Here is a 14,943-nt window from a genome sequence, read left to right as displayed (position 1 = left end):
GGTTACAACCGCAACACCTTGCCGGGATTCATGATGTTCTGCGGATCGAGCGCGCGCTTGATGGTGCGCATGATGTCGAGTTCCGTCTTCGAACGATAGTGGCTGAGCTCGTCGAGCTTGTCGATGCCGATGCCGTGCTCCGCCGAGATCGAGCCGCCCATGGAGGTGAGGAGGTCGTTCACGGCGCGCGTGATAGCGCCCTTGTATTGGGCCAGGGTCTGCTGATCCATGCCCGCCGGCCCCATGAACGAGAAGTGCAGATTGCCGTCGCCGATGTGTCCAAGGGGGTAGGGGCGGATGGTCGGGAGAATGTCGCGCACGGCCGCAAGTCCCTTGTCGATGAAGACAGGGATTTTTGAGATCGCGACCGAGACATCGTAGCTCAGTCCCGGCCCCTCGGCCCGCGAGGCCTCGGCGACGCCTTCGCGGATGCGCCACATGTTGCGCGAGTGGCTGACCGTTTGTGCGATCGCGGCATCGAGCACGCGGCCGGCCTCGAGCTGATCGGCGAGGAACTGCTCCAGCTTCTCGGACATGCCCTCGGCCCCATCCCGGCGTGGCCGCGCAGACGACCATTCCAGCAGGAGATACCATGGCGTGTCCGCTGTCAGCGGATCCTGGGTGCCGGGAATGTGGCGCAGCACCATGTCGATGGCAGCGCGGCTCATCAGCTCGCAGGAGCCGACATTGTCCTCGGACGCCGCATGCGCTTCGGACAGGATCTCCAGGGCCGCGCGGGGATCACGGATCGCCAGCCACGCGGTGCTGACATCCTTCGGCGCCGGCCATAGCTTGAGCACGGCTTTGGTGATGACGCCCAGCGTGCCTTCGGCGCCCATGAAGAGGTGCTTGAGGTCGTAGCCGGTGTTGTCCTTCTTGAGCGCACGCAACCCGTCCCAGACATCGCCATTGGGCAGGACGACCTCAAGCCCCAGGACGAGGTTGCGCGCATTGCCATAACGCAGCACCTGCACGCCGCCAGCGTTCGTCGACAGATTGCCCCCGATCATGCAGGAGCCCTGGGCGCCGAGGCTGAGCGGCAGGAACCTGTCGTGACTGGCTGCAGTCTCCTGGAGTGTCTGCAAGACGCAGCCGGCCTCGACCGTCATCGAATAGCCGACGGGATCGACCTCCAGCACGCGATTCATGCGGCCCAGCGACAACACGATGCCGGTATGCGCGGGCCAGGGCGTCGCCCCGCCCATCAGGCCGGTGTTGCCGCCCTGCGGCACGATGGCGATGCCGTGCTCATGGCAAAGCCGGACTACTCTCGACGCTTCTTCCGTGCTGCCAGGACGCACGACAGCTCCGGCACCGCCGACCAGCAATCCCCGCCAATCCGTCACGAACGGCTGCTTGCCGTGCTCGTCCTCGATCATGCCTTTCTCGCCCACGATCGCGCGCAACGCATCGCGCATCTCGGCGCTCAAGGGAACGGTCGGGATGAGGGGGGCTGAGGACGGGAGGGCAGCCGGCATGTGTTTCCTCTGGCGCATCTTGGTGTGCACTGCGCACGTGACGTGCTCAGGACATTGTCCACGTTTGCGGCGAGGAGTCTAACAGGAATGTGGCGCGCAAAGGCTCCACTGCGCCTAGTGGATGGCGACGCCGCCGGGCTCGGCGCCGCGATCGCGATTGGATACTAAACCGGCCTCACGCCGCAGCCGTCTGTAGTTTAGGCTGCCGTGACAGCCCCAGCACGATCAGCGCGGCGAACACGCACAGCGCACCGGCGATGAAGAAGGCGGGCAGATAGCTCTGATACACCGTCCGCGAGAAGCCCGCGCCGAAGGCGGCCGCCCCGGCACCGAGCTGGTGGCCGGCAAAGATCCAGCCGAACACCAGATTGGCGCGCTCGGGTCCGAACTTCTGGGCCGTGAGCCGCACCGTCGGCGGCACCGTGGCGATCCAGTCGAGCCCGTAGAACATCGCGAAGAGCGAGAGACCGTAGAACGAGAAATCGCTGAAGGGCAGGAAGATCAGCGAGAGCCCGCGCAGGCCGTAGTACCAGAACAGCAGCCAGCGATTGTCGTAGCGGTCCGACAGCCAGCCCGACATGATCGTGCCGAAGAAGTCGAAGATGCCCATTGCCGCCAGCAGGCTCGCCGCCTGCACCTGCGGAATGCCGAAATCGAGGCACATCGGGATCAAGTGCACCTGGACAAGGCCGTTGGTCGAAGCGCCGCAGACGAAGAAGGTCGCAAACAGGATCCAGAACGCGGTCGACTTCGAGGCGTCGCGCAACGTGCCGAGCGCCACGCCCGTGATCGAGCCGTGGCTGGCGGGCGGGGCGGGCAGGGGCGCGGTGCCCTCGTCACCGAACGGTCGCAGGCCGACATCGCTCGGCCGGTCGCACATCGCGAGCACCACCGCCAGCGACGAGATCACGAGCATGATGCAGACCAGGCCGAGCGCGAGGCGCCAGCCATAGCGTTCGGTAAGGCTCGCCAAGAGCGGCAGGAACACGAGCTGGCCGGTGGCGACGCTCGCGGTCATGATGCCGACCACGAGACCGCGCCTGGCCGCGAACCAGCGCGTGGCAATGGTCGCGCCGAGCACGAGCGCCGTCATGCCGGTGCCGATGCCGATCACCACACCCCAGAGGGCGATGAGCTGCCAGACCTCGGTCATGCCGAGCGAGAGCACGAGCGCCGAGACCACGATGAGCTGGGCGGCCAACGTGACGTTGCGCAGGCCATAGCGGTTGAGCAGGGCGGCCGCGAACGGCGCCATCAGCCCGAACAGGATGAAGCGGATCGACAGCGCGGACGAGATCTCCGCCGTGCTCCAGCCGAATTCCTTTTGGAGGGGAACGATGAATACGCCGGGCGCGCCGACCGTGCCGGCGCTGATCAGCGCGGCGAGGAAGGTGACGCCGACCATCACCCAGCCGTAGTGGATGTTGCGGCGGGAAAGCGCTGCCGCGAGCCAGTTCGAGATCATTGGGCCTCGGTATCGATGGCAGGTCGCAAGAGACCCGCCTCAGTTTGCAGGATGACACGGGACGTGTCTGTCGCAAATGACAGAGTTCCCTCGTTTACGGACTTTCTCGCGTCAGTGCGCCGGCCGCTCCACCGCGATGGCGGTGGCTTCGCCGCCACCGATGCAGAGCGCCGCGACGCCACGCCTGAGGTTCTGCGCCTCGAGCGCATGCAGCAGCGTTACGATCAGTCGTGCGCCGGTCGCGCCGATGGGATGGCCGAGCGCGCAGGCGCCGCCATTGACGTTCAGCTTGTCGCGGGGGATGCCGAGGTCACGCTGCGCCGCCATCGCCACGACGGCGAAGGCCTCGTTGATCTCGAACAGGTCAACATCGGAGGCAGCCCAGCCGACCTTATCGAGCAGCTTGCGGATCGCCGGAATTGGCGCCGTGGTGAACCATTGCGGCTCCTGGCTGTGGGTGGCGTGGCCCCTGATCTCGGCCAGAACCGGCAGCCCGCCGCGGTCGGCGAGCGAGCGTCTGGTCAGCACCAGCGCCGCGGCGCCGTCGGCGTTGGCGGAGGAGGCGGCCGGCGTGATGGTGCCATTGGCACGGAATGCCGGCTTGAGACCGGGAATCTTTGCCGGGTCGACCTTCAGCGGATGCTCGTCATTGGTGATGACGCGGGGACCTGCTTTCTCCGTCAGGGTGATCGGCGCGATCTCGGCCTTGAACGTGCCACCCTCGACGGCCTTGCGCGCGCGGCTGAGTGTCTCCATCGCATAGGCGTCCTGGTCCTTGCGGGTGAACTGGTAGGCCTCCGCGGTGGCCTCGCCGAAATCGCCCATGGTGCGTCCGGTCTCGTAGGCGTCCTCCAGCCCGTCCATCATCATGTGGTCGATAATGCGGTCGTGGCCGGCGCGATAGCCGCCGCGTGCCTTCGCGAGCAGGTAGGGCGCGTTGCTCATGCTCTCCATGCCGCCGGACACGACGATCTCGGCAGATCCCGCGCGAATGATGTCGTGCGCCAGCATGGTCGCCTTCATGCCGGAGCCGCAGACCTTGTTGACGGTGGTCGCACCCGTGGCATCGGGCAGGCCCGCCGCGCGCGCCGCCTGCCGCGCTGGCGCCTGGCCCTGTCCGGCCGGCAGCACGCAGCCCATGAAGACTTCGTCGACCTTCTCGGGCGCAAGCTTGGCGCGCTCCAGCGCCGCGCTGATCACGTGAGAGCCGAGCTTGTGCGCGGGGAGCGGCGACAGCTCGCCCATGAAGCGGCCGAGCGGGGTGCGGGCTGCGGAGACGATGACGACGGGATCGGCGGCTTCGGCCATGACGGAACTCCGTGCGGTAACCAATAAGATTATGATCATCATATGATGCGGCGCAAAAAATGCAACCACGCTCGGGATGAGAAAATGTCGTGGGTCGGATGAGATTTGTTCGTTCTATTGAGGAGGTGGGCAAATGGGCTGCTCCTGTGGGTACAACCGTCGTCCCACACGACCCTGTCATTGCCCGCGAAGGCGGGCAATCCAGTATTCCAGAGGCCGTCGTGTTTAAGCCGAGAAGCCGCGGCGTACTGGATGCCCCGGTCAAGCCGGGGCATGACACCTTTCGCTTGGAGGGTGCCCCATTGGCGCAGAGGCGATAGGCCTACCGCTTCCTGTTCACGAACGCCTGCATCAGCCGTGTCGGCTCGTCCGTCAGGAACGACTGGCCGAATACCTTGACGCTCAAGTTCACCGACTCCGTCAGCGGCAATTCCTCCCATTGCCGCAGCAGCGCCTTCTGCGACCGCAGCGCCTCGGGGCCGCATGCGAGCAGCGCTTTCACGACATGCTCGACCTCGGCATCGAGTCCGCCTTCCGGCGCGACCTTGTCGACCAGTCCCCAGGCCAGCGCCGTCGGTGCGTCGATGTTCTCCGCGGTCATCACCAGCCAGCGGGCGCGAGCCCACCCGATCAGGCGCGGCAAGAGCGCGGCGTGAATCACAGATGGGATGCCGACGCGGACCTCCGGCATTCCAAAATGCGCATCGTGCGCGGCAATGCGGAAATCGCAGGCGGCGGCGACCTCGAGCCCGCCGCCGAGGCACCAGCCGGGCATGCGCGCGATCACGGGAGCAGGGAACTGGCGCACCGCTTCGCAGAGATCGCGAAGGCGGCTGATGAAGGCCTCGGCTGATCTTTGGTCGAGCTTAGCCATCTCCTTGATATCGGCACCCCCGATCATGCTCTTCTCGCTCTGGCCGCGCAGCACGACGATGCGGATGCTTCGGTCAGATGCGAGCTGCTCGAGGCCTTCGCGCACTGCATCGGTGACGGGCGAGCCGAGAATGTTGAGCGAGCCGGCATTGCAGATCGCGACATGAACGACGCCGCGGTCATCACGCGTGATGCCGCAGTGTTGATTGAGCATTTCCATCGTTTGATCTCGAAAGATTGGTGGTGTCGGGACGCCTATGGATGTCCGGATCACTTCCGGTCTGAACGGGCCGCTTGTCAAGCGGGCGGCGACGGAGTTGCCAGCCTGAAATCCGTGACATAGTATGATGTATATCATACAAAGAGGCCGCCATGACCGGATCCGATCGACTGAATCTGTTTTCGCCCGAACAGCGCCGTGAGCGGGTGGTGGACTGGCAGGTGCCCGCGCCGGTCGCGAAAGTGGCGATGGGCCTGTCGGGCATGGACGCCATGCTGGGCATTCGCGACGGCCGGCTGCCGCCGCCGCCCTTCGCCAAGCTGATCGGGTTCACCATGGCCGTGGTCGAGCCGGGCCGGATTGTCATGGAACTGGAGCCGCGCGAGGATCTCGAGAACACCATCGGCCTCCTGCACGGGGCGACGGCGGCGGCGCTGATCGATACCGCGATGGGATGCGCTATCTCGACCCGGTTGGAAGCAGGGCAATCGTCCGTGACGCTCGATCTGAAGATGACCTTCCTGCGTCCGCTCTCGGTCCGCTCGGGGTTGATCTCGGCCGAGGGCAAGGTGATCAAGCTGGGACGCCAGACCAGCTATACCGAAGGCTTTGTGCGCGACGGCAAAGGCGCGCTCGCGGTCCATGCAACTGCAACCTTCTCGATGATCAGCGCAACAACTTGACATGATTTAATTCACCGTCTGGTCCATTCTGTGTTATGAGATGATCTTCGACATTTAATAGGACCCGTATGCGTTATTCCCGGGAACACAAGCAGGAAACCCACGACCGCATCGTGAAAAAGGCCTCGGTGCGGCTGCGCGAGAAGGGGGCCCACGGCATCGGTGTCGCCGACCTCATGAAGGAGGCGGGCCTGACACATGGTGGCTTCTACGCGCATTTCGATTCCCGCGAGGCGCTGGTGATCGAGGCTTTCGCCTATGCCATGGATCGCTCCATGGACCATTGGCGCAAGCTCACCGTTGAGGTCGCGCCCGAAAAGCGGCTGGCCCTGGTCGCGGAGAGCTATCTCTCCGCGCTGCATCGCGACAATCCCGGCCATGGCTGCTCGATCCCCGCGCTCGGCGCGGAGATCGCGCGCGAAAGCCCGAAGACGCGCAAGGCCTTCGCCGGCAAGCTCGACGAGATGATCGAGATGATGACCGACTACATTCCCAACCTGCCGCGCAAGGCGGCACGCAAGCAGGCGATCGCGACATTGGCGACGATGGCCGGCACCATGCTGCTGGCGCGCATCGCCGGCTCCAGCGAGCTGTCGGACGAGGTGCTGAAGGCCGGCCGGGACAGCGCGCTCGAAGGCGCGAAGCGCGAGCCGAAGGTTGCAGCGAAGAAGACCAAGTCCTAGGCGAGGTGCCGTTGAATGCGTAGGGTGGATTAGCGAAGCGTAATCCACCTCTCCGATTGCTGCGGAGACAGACGTGGTGGGTTACGCCTTCGGCTAACCCACCCTACGAAGTGCGCCCCGCAAACAACGCCCGTTCGCGGTCCACGATCTCGCCGATATAATCCGCCACCGCCCGGATCCGCGCGAGATCCTTGCTGTCGGCGTGCATCAGCATCCAGAACGTCCGCGTGATCGAGATCTCCTCCGGCAGCACCGCCACGAGCTGCGGATAGTCGCTCGCCATGAAATGCGGCAGCACCGCAATGCCGAAGCCGGAGAGCGTGGCATTGAGCTGCGCGATCAGGTTGGCGCTGCGGAAGCGCGCGGAGATCTTCGGCGACACCTGCGGCAGATAGTCGAGCTCCGGCGTGAACAGCAGCTCCTCGATATAACCGACGAAGCGGTGCTGCGGCAGGTCCTGCCGGGAGGCGATCTTTGGAAAGCGGTCGAGATAGGCGGGGGCGGCATATAGCCCGAGGCGGTAGTCGAGCAGCTTGCGGCCAACGATACGGCCTTCCTTCGGCATGGTCAGGCTGATGGCGATGTCGGCCTCGCGCTTGGAGAGGCTGAACAGCCGCGCGGTCGCCACGAGTTGCAGGTCGAGATCGGGATAGCGGTCCGCGAACGGGGCTAGCCGTGGCGCCAGAAAGGCGGTGCCGAACCCGTCGGGCGCACCGATCCGCACGGTGCCGGTCAGCCGTGCCACGGAGCCGCCGACCTGCTCCTGGTTGGCGACGATGGTCGATTCCATCGCTTCGGCGCTGTCGGCCACGCGCTGCCCGGCCTCGGTGAGGAGGTAGCCGGTCTTGCGCCGGTCAAACAGCTTGGCCGACAGGTGCTTCTCCAGCCGGTCGACGCGGCGGATCACCGTGGCATGGTCCACACCGAGCTGTTTTGCCGCAGCCGACACCGAGCCGCCCCGCACGATGGCGAGCACGAAGCGAAAGTCGTCCCAGTCGATGCTACCTTGATCCAGCATTTTCGCACATCTATGGTGCAATATCTCAGACTTGAATCCTATAAAATGCAGGTCGATAGGATTTGTCAAAGCGTTCACGCTCGGCCTCAAGGAGATCATTCCATGCGTTCAGTCGGACATTTCATCGGTGGCAAGGAAGTGAAGGGCACGTCCGGCCGGACGGCAGACGTCTTTGAGCCGATGACCGGTGACGTCCAGGCCAAGGTCGCGCTGGCGTCCAAGGCCGAGGTCCGCGCCGCCGTCGAAAACGCGCGCGCCGCGCAGCCGGAATGGGCGGCGACCAATCCGCAGCGCCGCGCCCGCGTCATGATGAAATTCGTCGAGCTGGTGCAGCGCGACTACGACAAGCTTGCCGAGCTGCTCGCCCGCGAGCACGGCAAGACCGTTCCCGACGCCAAGGGCGATATCCAGCGCGGCCTCGAAGTCGCCGAATTCGCCTGCGGCATCCCGCATCTGATGAAGGGCGAGTACACCGAAGGCGCCGGCCCCGGCATCGACATCTATTCGCTGCGCCAGCCGCTCGGCGTCGTCGCCGGCATCACGCCGTTCAATTTCCCGGCGATGATTCCGATGTGGAAATTCGCGCCCGCGATCGCCTGCGGCAACGCCTTCATCCTCAAGCCGTCGGAGCGCGATCCCGGCGTGCCGATGCTCCTGGCCGAGCTCATGATGGAAGCGGGCCTGCCGGCCGGCATCCTCAACGTCGTCAACGGCGACAAGGAGGCAGTCGATGCCATCCTCGACGATCCCGATATCAAGGCCGTGGGCTTCGTCGGCTCCACGCCGATCGCGCAGTACATCTATGAGCGCTCCGCGCAGACCGGCAAGCGTTGCCAGTGCTTCGGCGGTGCCAAGAACCACGCCATCATCATGCCCGATGCGGATATGGACCAGGCTGTCGACGCGCTGATCGGCGCCGGCTACGGCTCGGCCGGCGAGCGCTGCATGGCGGTCTCGGTCGCCGTTCCCGTCGGCAAGTCCACCGCCGATCGCCTGATGGAGAAGCTGATCCCGCGCGTCGAGAGCCTCAAGATCGGCACCTCGATCGACCCGTCGGCCGATTACGGTCCGCTGGTCACGCGCGAGGCAGTCGAGAAGGTTAAGAGCTACATCGACATCGGCATCAAGGAAGGCGCGACGCTGGCCGTCGACGGCCGCGGCTTCAAGATGCAGGGCTACGAGAAGGGCTTCTACCTCGGCGGTTCGCTGTTCGACAACGTCACCAAGGACATGCGGATCTACAAGGAAGAGATCTTCGGCCCCGTGCTCTCGGTCGTCCGTGCGCATGACTACAAGGAGGCGCTGGCGCTGCCGTCGGATCACGACTACGGCAACGGCGTTGCCATCTTCACCCGCGACGGCGACGCCGCCCGCGACTTCGCGGCCAAGGTCAATGTCGGCATGGTCGGCATCAATGTGCCGATCCCCGTGCCGATCGCGTACTACACCTTCGGCGGCTGGAAGAAGTCGGGCTTCGGCGATCTCAACCAGCACGGCCCGGATTCGGTCCGCTTCTACACCAAGACCAAGACGGTGACCTCGCGCTGGCCGTCCGGCGTCAAGGAAGGCGCGGAATTCTCGATCCCGCTGATGAAGTAAGGCTGTAGCCCAGCCCGTCATTGCGAGCGCAGCGAAGCAATCCAGAATCTTTCCGCAGAGACGGTCTGGATTGCTTCGTCGCTTCGCTCCTCGCAATGACGAGGATGGTGAGGAGCCCAGCATGCAGTTCGCTCTGAACGAGGATCAGATCGCGGTTCGCGACATGGCGCTCGCGTTTGCGGCCGAGAAAATCGCGCCGCACGCGCTGCGCTGGGACGAGGAGAAACATTTTCCCGTCGAGGTGATGCGCGAGGCGGCAAGCCTCGGCATGGGCGGAATCTACATCCGCGACGATGTCGGCGGCTCCGCCATGACGCGGTTCGACGCGGCGCTGATCTTCGAGGCGCTGGCAACGGGATGCCCGACCACCTCAGCGTTCATCTCCATCCACAACATGGCGAGCTGGATGATCGATGCCTTCGGCAGCGACACCCAGCGCCAGAAGTGGTTGCCGAAGCTCTGCTCGATGGAGCTGATCGCGAGCTACTGCCTGACCGAGCCGGGCGCGGGCTCCGACGCGGCGGCGCTCCGCACCCGCGCGGTGCGCGAAGGCGATCATTACGTCCTGAATGGCCAGAAGCAGTTCATTTCGGGCGCCGGCGGTACCGATCTCCTGGTCGCGATGGTCAGGACCGGCGGTGACGGTCCTGGCGGCATCTCGACCCTCGTGATCGACGGCAAGACGCCGGGCGTCTCCTTCGGCGCCAACGAGCGCAAGATGGGCTGGAACGCGCAGCCGACCCGCGCCGTGATGTTCGAGAACGCCCGCGTGCCGGTGGCCAATCGCTTGAGCGAGGAGGGCGTCGGCTTCAAGATCGCGATGGCTGGCCTCGACGGCGGCCGTCTCAACATCACGGCCTGTTCGCTGGGGGGCGCGCAGACCGCGCTCGACAAGGCGCGCAGCTACATGAAGGAACGCAAGGCGTTCGGAAAGCGGCTCGACGAATTCCAGGCGCTGCAATTCCGCCTCGCCGACATGGCGATCGAGCTCGAGGCCGCGCGCACCTTTTTGTGGCGGGCGGCAGCGGCGCTCGACCGCAAGGACCCCGATGCCACCATGCTGTGCGCCATGGCAAAACGCTTCGGGACCGATGTCGGCTTCGAGGTCGCCAACCACGCGCTGCAGCTTCACGGCGGCTACGGCTATCTCAGCGAATACGGCATCGAGAAGATCGTACGCGATCTGCGCGTGCACCAGATCCTCGAAGGCACCAACGAAATCATGCGGCTCATCGTGGCGCGCAAACTGATCGAGGGCGCGCGATGAGTTCAGTGGAAGAGGGCGATCTCATCGTTCGCCGCGAGGGCGCAGCGGGCGTGATCCGGCTCAACCGTCCCAAGGCGCTCAATGCCATGACCTTGGAGATGTCCATCGGCATCGACGGGGCACTGGATCGTTTCGAGGCTGATCCGGACGTCGCCGTGATCGTGCTGGAGGGCGCGGGCGAGCGCGGCCTTTGCGCCGGCGGCGATATCAGGGGCCTCTGGGAGAGTTCGCACGCAGGCGGCGACCTCGGCGCGCGGTTCTGGCGCCAAGAATACGTGATGAACGCCCGGATCGCGAAATATCCGAAGCCTTATGTCGCGTTCATGGACGGCCTCGTGATGGGCGGCGGCGTCGGCCTGTCCGGCCACGCCAGCCATCGTGTCGTCACCGATCGCACCAAGCTTGCGATGCCCGAGGTCGGGCTCGGCTTCTTCCCGGATGTCGGCGGCACCTGGCTGCTCTCGCGCTCGCCCGGCGAGATCGGGACTTATTTCGGCCTGACCGGCCAGACCATGAACGGCCCCGATGCGATCCACGCCAGGTTCGCGGACGCCGTGGTGCCGGCGGCGAAATGGCCGGAATTGCGCGAGGCGCTGACCAGGGTTCGTCAGGGCGCGAGCGCAGCCGATGTCAGCAAGCTCATCGATGGCTTCGCGACGGGCGAGACGGCCGGACCGGTCGCCGCCAAACAGGCGGCGATCGATGCGCTGTTCGGGTTTGACCGGATGGAGGACATCTTCGCTGCGCTTGCGCGCGACGGCTCCGAATTCGCAATGGCCACGCTGAAGACGCTCAACGAAAAATCGCCGCGTGGCATGGTGGTGACGCTGAAGCTGCTGCGGCTCGCGCGCAAATCTTCGAGCCTGGAAGAGTGTCTGGTGCGAGAATATCGCGCGGCGCTGGAGGTGTTCCGCAGCGACGATTTCCGCGAGGGCGTGCGTGCGGCCGTGATCGACAAGGACCGCAACCCGACCTGGTCACCGCCGCGGATCGAGGATGTGACGCTTGAGATGCTTGCGCCGTATCTCGCCGAGATCGGCGCCGATGAGCTGAAGTTCAACTGACAACGCGACAGCGGAGGAACGACAATGGCGACGATCGCATTCATCGGTCTCGGCAATATGGGCGGCCCGATGGCGGCCAACCTGGTCAAGGCTGGCCACAAGGTGGTGGCCTTCGACCTCGTCGAAGCCTCGCGCGCACAGGCCAAGACCGATGGCGCTGATATTGCCGACAGCGCAGCGGGTGCAGTGAAGGGCGCCGATGTCGTGGTCACCATGCTGCCGGCCGGCAAGCACGTGCTCGGCGTCTGGAACGAGGTCGTTCCCGCCATGACCAAGGGCGCGCTGATCATCGATAGCTCCACCATCGACGTCGAAAGCGCGCGTCAGGCCCATGCGCTCGCCGCCAAGCACGGCGTGCTCTCGGTCGACGCGCCGGTCTCCGGCGGCACCGGCGGCGCCAAAGGCGCGACACTCACCTTCATGTGCGGCGGCGAGGAGAGCGCGTTTGCGGCGGCCAAGCCCGTGCTGGAGAAGATGGGCAAGAAGATCGTGCATTGCGGCGGCGGCGGCGCGGGGCAGGCGGCCAAGATCTGCAACAACATGATCCTCGGCATTTCCATGATCGCGGTGAGCGAGGCTTTTGCACTCGGTGAGAAGCTTGGGCTCTCATATCAGGCGCTGTTCGACGTCGCCTCGACCTCGTCGGGCCAGTGCTGGTCGCTGACGACCTATTGTCCGGTTCCGGGTCCGGTGCCGACCTCGCCGGCCAACAACGATTACAAGCCCGGCTTTGCCTCGGCCCTGATGGTGAAGGATCTGACCCTGGCGCAGGACGCGGCGAAGGCTGCGGGCGCGGCAACGCCGCTCGGCAAGCATGCGCAGGAGATCTATCAGTCTTTCGACGCAGCAGGCCAGGGCGGGGTGGATTTTTCCGGAATTATCAAGCACGTTAGGAGTCTAGCCGGGAAAGCTTGATGACGACATTCCAGGAAGCGCGCGCGTTTCTGCTAAAGCACCGCACGGATTACGAGGCAGCGGTCGAAGGTTTTCGCTGGCCCGATCCGGTTCCCTTCAATTGGGCGCTCGACTGGTTCGACGCCGAACTGGCGGCGAATGCGGACAGCAAGGATCGCCCCGCGCTCTGGATCGTCGATGCTGCCCAGGACAAGCAGACCAAGCTGTCTTTCGCGGCACTCTCGAAGCGTTCGAACCAGATCGCCAACTTCCTGCGCGCGCAGGGCTTGAATCGCGGCGATCACCTTCTGCTGCTCCTCGGCAATGTGGTTCCGCTATGGGAGACGATGCTGGCGGCGATGAAGCTCGGCGTTGTCGTGATCCCCGCGACGACGCTGCTGACCGCCGAAGAACTTCGCGACCGGCTCGATCGCGGCAGGGCGAAGGCGGTGGTGGCGGCCGAGGACCAGGTCGCGAAATTCGCCAGCCTTGGGGTCGAGAACATCGTTCGCATCGTGGTCGGCACGGCATCCGATGGCTGGCTGGCCTATGACGAGGCGGCGAACGCCTCGGACAGTTTTTCAGCCGACGGCCCGACCAACGCTGATGACCCGATGCTGCTCTATTTCACCTCGGGCACGACGGCGAAACCAAAGCTGGTGCGGCACAGCCAGCGCAGCTACCCGGTCGGTCATCTCTCAACCATGTACTGGATCGGGCTACAGCCCGGTGACGTCCATCTCAACATCTCGTCGCCCGGCTGGGCCAAGCACGCCTGGAGCTGTTTTTTTGCTCCGTGGAATGCGGGCGCCACGGTGTTCGTGGTCAACCAGCCGCGCTTCGACGCAAGAGCTCTGCTCGCTACCATCGGCCGCTGCGGCGTCACCACGCTGTGCGCGCCGCCGACGGTGTGGCGGTTGTTCATCCAGGAGAACCTGGCCTCGTTCAAGGTCGCGCTTCGCGAAGTCTGCGGCGCCGGCGAGCCGCTCAATCCCGAAGTGATCGACCAGGTGCAGGCCGCCTGGGGCCTGACCATTCGTGATGGCTACGGCCAGACCGAGACCACCGCGCTCGCCGGCAACTCGCCCGGGCAACCCATCAAGATCGGCTCGATGGGCCGGCCGCTGCCCGGCTACCGCGTGCAGGTCAGCGATGCCGACGGCCATCCGGCTAGGGAAGGCGAGGTGGCTTTGCTGCTCGGCCCGGATCGCCCCGCCGGCCTGATGCAGGGCTACCAGGGCGATGACGGCAAGCTCTCCGGTGCCGAAGGCCAGCTCTATCGCAGCGGCGACGTGGTGTTCGCCGATGACGACGGCTATCTCACCTTCGTCGGTCGTTCCGACGACGTGTTCAAATCCTCGGACTACCGCATCAGCCCTTTCGAGCTGGAGAGCGTGCTGCTCGAGCATGAGCTGGTAGCGGAAGCCGCGGTGGTGCCGAGCCCCGACCCGATCCGGCTCGCCATTCCCAAGGCCTTCGTGCTGCTGACCTCAGGTGCGGAGCGCTCGCCGGAGACCGCTCTCTCCATCTTCAAGCACCTGCACACGCGCCTTGCGCCGTTCAAGCGCATCCGCCGCCTCGAAATCGTCACGGAGCTGCCGAAGACGATTTCTGGAAAGATCCGCCGCGTTCAGCTACGCAGGCTGGAACGCGACGATGATCGCAATGATCCGCTGCGCGGCCGGGAATTCCGTGAGGAGGATTTCCCGGAGCTGGCGAAGACACGAGGTGAGGCCTAAGTGAACGAAGTCTGGAAGAAGCCGCCGATTACGCTCGATGCCTATCAGGCCATGGTCGGCAAGGAGATCGGCGTGTCGTCGTGGCACCTGATCGACCAGCCCCGCATCGATACTTATGCCGACGTGATCGAGGATCACCAGTTCATCCACGTCGATCCCGAACGCGCGAAGAAAGAGACCGCGTTCGGCACCACCATCGCCCACGGCTTCCTCACGATGTCGCTGATGTCGATCATGTCCTACGAGGTGATGCCCGTGATCGCGGGCACCACGATGGGTGTGAACTACGGCTTCGACAAGCTGCGCTTCATCTCGCCGGTCCGCTCGGGCAAGCGCGTTCGCGGCCGCTTCGTGCTGGCCGAAGCCAAGCTGCGCAAGCCGAACGAATTGCAGTCCCGCACCAATGTCACCATCGAGATCGAAGGCGAGGACAAGCCCGCGCTGGTCGCGGAATGGCTGGGTCTGATCTATTTCGCGTAGGCTCCGCCGTCGTTGCCGGGCTTGACCCGGCAACCCATCGCTGCTCAAAAAGCTGTCAAATCGCGCGTTTTCGCCCTCTCCCCTTGTGGGAGAGGGTGGCTTCGCGGAGCGAAGCCGGGTGAGGGGTCTCTCTCCGCGGACTCGCTTGTAAAGACAACCCTCATCCGGCGCT

13 protein-coding genes are annotated in these 14,943 nt (G+C 65.0%); 8 read left to right on the top strand and 5 right to left on the bottom strand.

The genetic code is table 11. The annotated features are described in order from the left end of the window. Window positions 1–2: 2 nt before the first annotated feature. From SE91_RS17665 to SE91_RS17650, 4 genes are all read right to left on the bottom strand, one after another. Window positions 3–1,478, bottom strand: a complete 1,476-nt coding sequence (locus SE91_RS17665; RefSeq protein WP_061851182.1) for an FAD-binding oxidoreductase — start codon at window positions 1,476–1,478, stop codon at window positions 3–5. Window positions 1,479–1,653: 175 nt separating this feature from the next. Next, on the bottom strand, window positions 1,654–2,943 hold the full coding sequence (locus tag SE91_RS17660; RefSeq protein WP_061848483.1) for an MFS transporter: 1,290 nt from the start codon (window positions 2,941–2,943) through the stop codon (window positions 1,654–1,656). A 111-nt stretch (window positions 2,944–3,054) separates the two neighbouring features. Next, window positions 3,055–4,251 (bottom strand): acetyl-CoA C-acyltransferase, encoded by a 1,197-nt coding sequence (locus SE91_RS17655; protein WP_061848482.1) that lies wholly within the window; start codon window positions 4,249–4,251, stop codon window positions 3,055–3,057. 322 nt (window positions 4,252–4,573) lie between these two features. Beyond that, complete coding sequence (locus tag SE91_RS17650) at window positions 4,574–5,344, bottom strand: enoyl-CoA hydratase (RefSeq protein ID WP_061848481.1); 771 nt, start codon at window positions 5,342–5,344, stop codon at window positions 4,574–4,576. A gap of 152 nt (window positions 5,345–5,496) precedes the next feature. On the opposite strand from SE91_RS17650, the gene SE91_RS17645 reads away from it, so the two are divergent. Both SE91_RS17645 and SE91_RS17640 read left to right on the top strand, forming a co-directional pair. Then, entirely contained in the window at window positions 5,497–6,027 is a 531-nt protein-coding gene (locus tag SE91_RS17645) for a PaaI family thioesterase (RefSeq protein WP_061848480.1), read from the top strand. 68 nt (window positions 6,028–6,095) lie between these two features. Further along, window positions 6,096–6,710 (top strand): TetR/AcrR family transcriptional regulator, encoded by a 615-nt coding sequence (locus tag SE91_RS17640; RefSeq protein WP_061848479.1) that lies wholly within the window; start codon window positions 6,096–6,098, stop codon window positions 6,708–6,710. Window positions 6,711–6,813: 103 nt separating this feature from the next. Here the strand turns inward: SE91_RS17640 and SE91_RS17635 are convergent, their stop codons facing one another. Next, a complete protein-coding gene (locus SE91_RS17635; RefSeq protein ID WP_061848478.1) occupies window positions 6,814–7,728 on the bottom strand; it encodes a LysR family transcriptional regulator in 915 nt (304 codons plus the stop codon). Window positions 7,729–7,830: 102 nt separating this feature from the next. Between SE91_RS17635 and SE91_RS17630 the strand changes: the two genes are divergently transcribed. The 6 genes from SE91_RS17630 to SE91_RS17605 all read left to right on the top strand — a co-directional run bounded on the left by SE91_RS17630 (window position 7,831) and on the right by SE91_RS17605 (window position 14,771). Then, window positions 7,831–9,327 carry a CoA-acylating methylmalonate-semialdehyde dehydrogenase gene (locus SE91_RS17630; protein WP_061848477.1) on the top strand — a complete coding sequence of 499 codons (1,497 nt, stop codon included), beginning with the start codon at window positions 7,831–7,833 and terminating at the stop codon, window positions 9,325–9,327. Between the two features lie 121 nt (window positions 9,328–9,448). After that, window positions 9,449–10,594, top strand: a complete 1,146-nt coding sequence (locus SE91_RS17625) for an isobutyryl-CoA dehydrogenase (protein ID WP_061848476.1) — start codon at window positions 9,449–9,451, stop codon at window positions 10,592–10,594. Continuing rightward, window positions 10,591–11,658 (top strand): enoyl-CoA hydratase/isomerase family protein, encoded by a 1,068-nt coding sequence (locus SE91_RS17620; RefSeq protein ID WP_061848475.1) that lies wholly within the window; start codon window positions 10,591–10,593, stop codon window positions 11,656–11,658. The genes SE91_RS17625 and SE91_RS17620 overlap by 4 nt, the downstream gene beginning before the upstream one ends. Before the next feature lie 24 nt (window positions 11,659–11,682). After that, window positions 11,683–12,573 (top strand): 3-hydroxyisobutyrate dehydrogenase, encoded by an 891-nt coding sequence (mmsB, locus tag SE91_RS17615; RefSeq protein WP_061848474.1) that lies wholly within the window; start codon window positions 11,683–11,685, stop codon window positions 12,571–12,573. Further along, a complete protein-coding gene (locus tag SE91_RS17610; protein WP_061848473.1) occupies window positions 12,573–14,291 on the top strand; it encodes an AMP-binding protein in 1,719 nt (572 codons plus the stop codon). Before mmsB ends, SE91_RS17610 begins: the two co-directional genes overlap by 1 nt. Beyond that, the gene (locus SE91_RS17605) at window positions 14,292–14,771 is read left to right on the top strand and encodes a MaoC family dehydratase (RefSeq protein WP_061848472.1); all 480 of its coding nucleotides are present in this window, start codon (window positions 14,292–14,294) and stop codon (window positions 14,769–14,771) included. It abuts the gene before it with no gap. The last annotated feature ends 172 nt before the right edge of the window (window positions 14,772–14,943 follow it).

Origin of the sequence: Bradyrhizobium sp. DOA1 (assembly GCF_001593325.1) — a bacterium.
In the GTDB taxonomy this organism is placed as follows: domain Bacteria; phylum Pseudomonadota; class Alphaproteobacteria; order Rhizobiales; family Xanthobacteraceae; genus Bradyrhizobium.
The sequence above is the reverse complement of the archived record's forward strand: the minus strand, read 5'-3'. Positions and strand labels throughout refer to the sequence as shown.

Excerpts from the sequence above, each read along its gene's own strand:
- SE91_RS17655 (WP_061848482.1), bottom strand. The coding sequence starts at position 4,251 with ATGGCCGAAGCCGCCGATCCCGTCGTCATCGTCTCCGCAGCCCGCACC.
- SE91_RS17630 (WP_061848477.1), top strand. The coding sequence starts at position 7,831 with ATGCGTTCAGTCGGACATTTCATCGGTGGCAAGGAAGTGAAGGGCACG.
- SE91_RS17610 (WP_061848473.1), top strand. The coding sequence starts at position 12,573 with ATGACGACATTCCAGGAAGCGCGCGCGTTTCTGCTAAAGCACCGCACG.
- SE91_RS17635 (WP_061848478.1), bottom strand. The coding sequence starts at position 7,728 with ATGCTGGATCAAGGTAGCATCGACTGGGACGACTTTCGCTTCGTGCTC.
- SE91_RS17650 (WP_061848481.1), bottom strand. The coding sequence starts at position 5,344 with ATGGAAATGCTCAATCAACACTGCGGCATCACGCGTGATGACCGCGGC.
- SE91_RS17660 (WP_061848483.1), bottom strand. The coding sequence starts at position 2,943 with ATGATCTCGAACTGGCTCGCGGCAGCGCTTTCCCGCCGCAACATCCAC.
- SE91_RS17620 (WP_061848475.1), top strand. The coding sequence starts at position 10,591 with ATGAGTTCAGTGGAAGAGGGCGATCTCATCGTTCGCCGCGAGGGCGCA.
- SE91_RS17640 (WP_061848479.1), top strand. The coding sequence starts at position 6,096 with ATGCGTTATTCCCGGGAACACAAGCAGGAAACCCACGACCGCATCGTG.
- SE91_RS17665 (WP_061851182.1), bottom strand. The coding sequence starts at position 1,478 with ATGCCGGCTGCCCTCCCGTCCTCAGCCCCCCTCATCCCGACCGTTCCC.
- mmsB (WP_061848474.1), top strand. The coding sequence starts at position 11,683 with ATGGCGACGATCGCATTCATCGGTCTCGGCAATATGGGCGGCCCGATG.
- SE91_RS17625 (WP_061848476.1), top strand. The coding sequence starts at position 9,449 with ATGCAGTTCGCTCTGAACGAGGATCAGATCGCGGTTCGCGACATGGCG.
- SE91_RS17645 (WP_061848480.1), top strand. The coding sequence starts at position 5,497 with ATGACCGGATCCGATCGACTGAATCTGTTTTCGCCCGAACAGCGCCGT.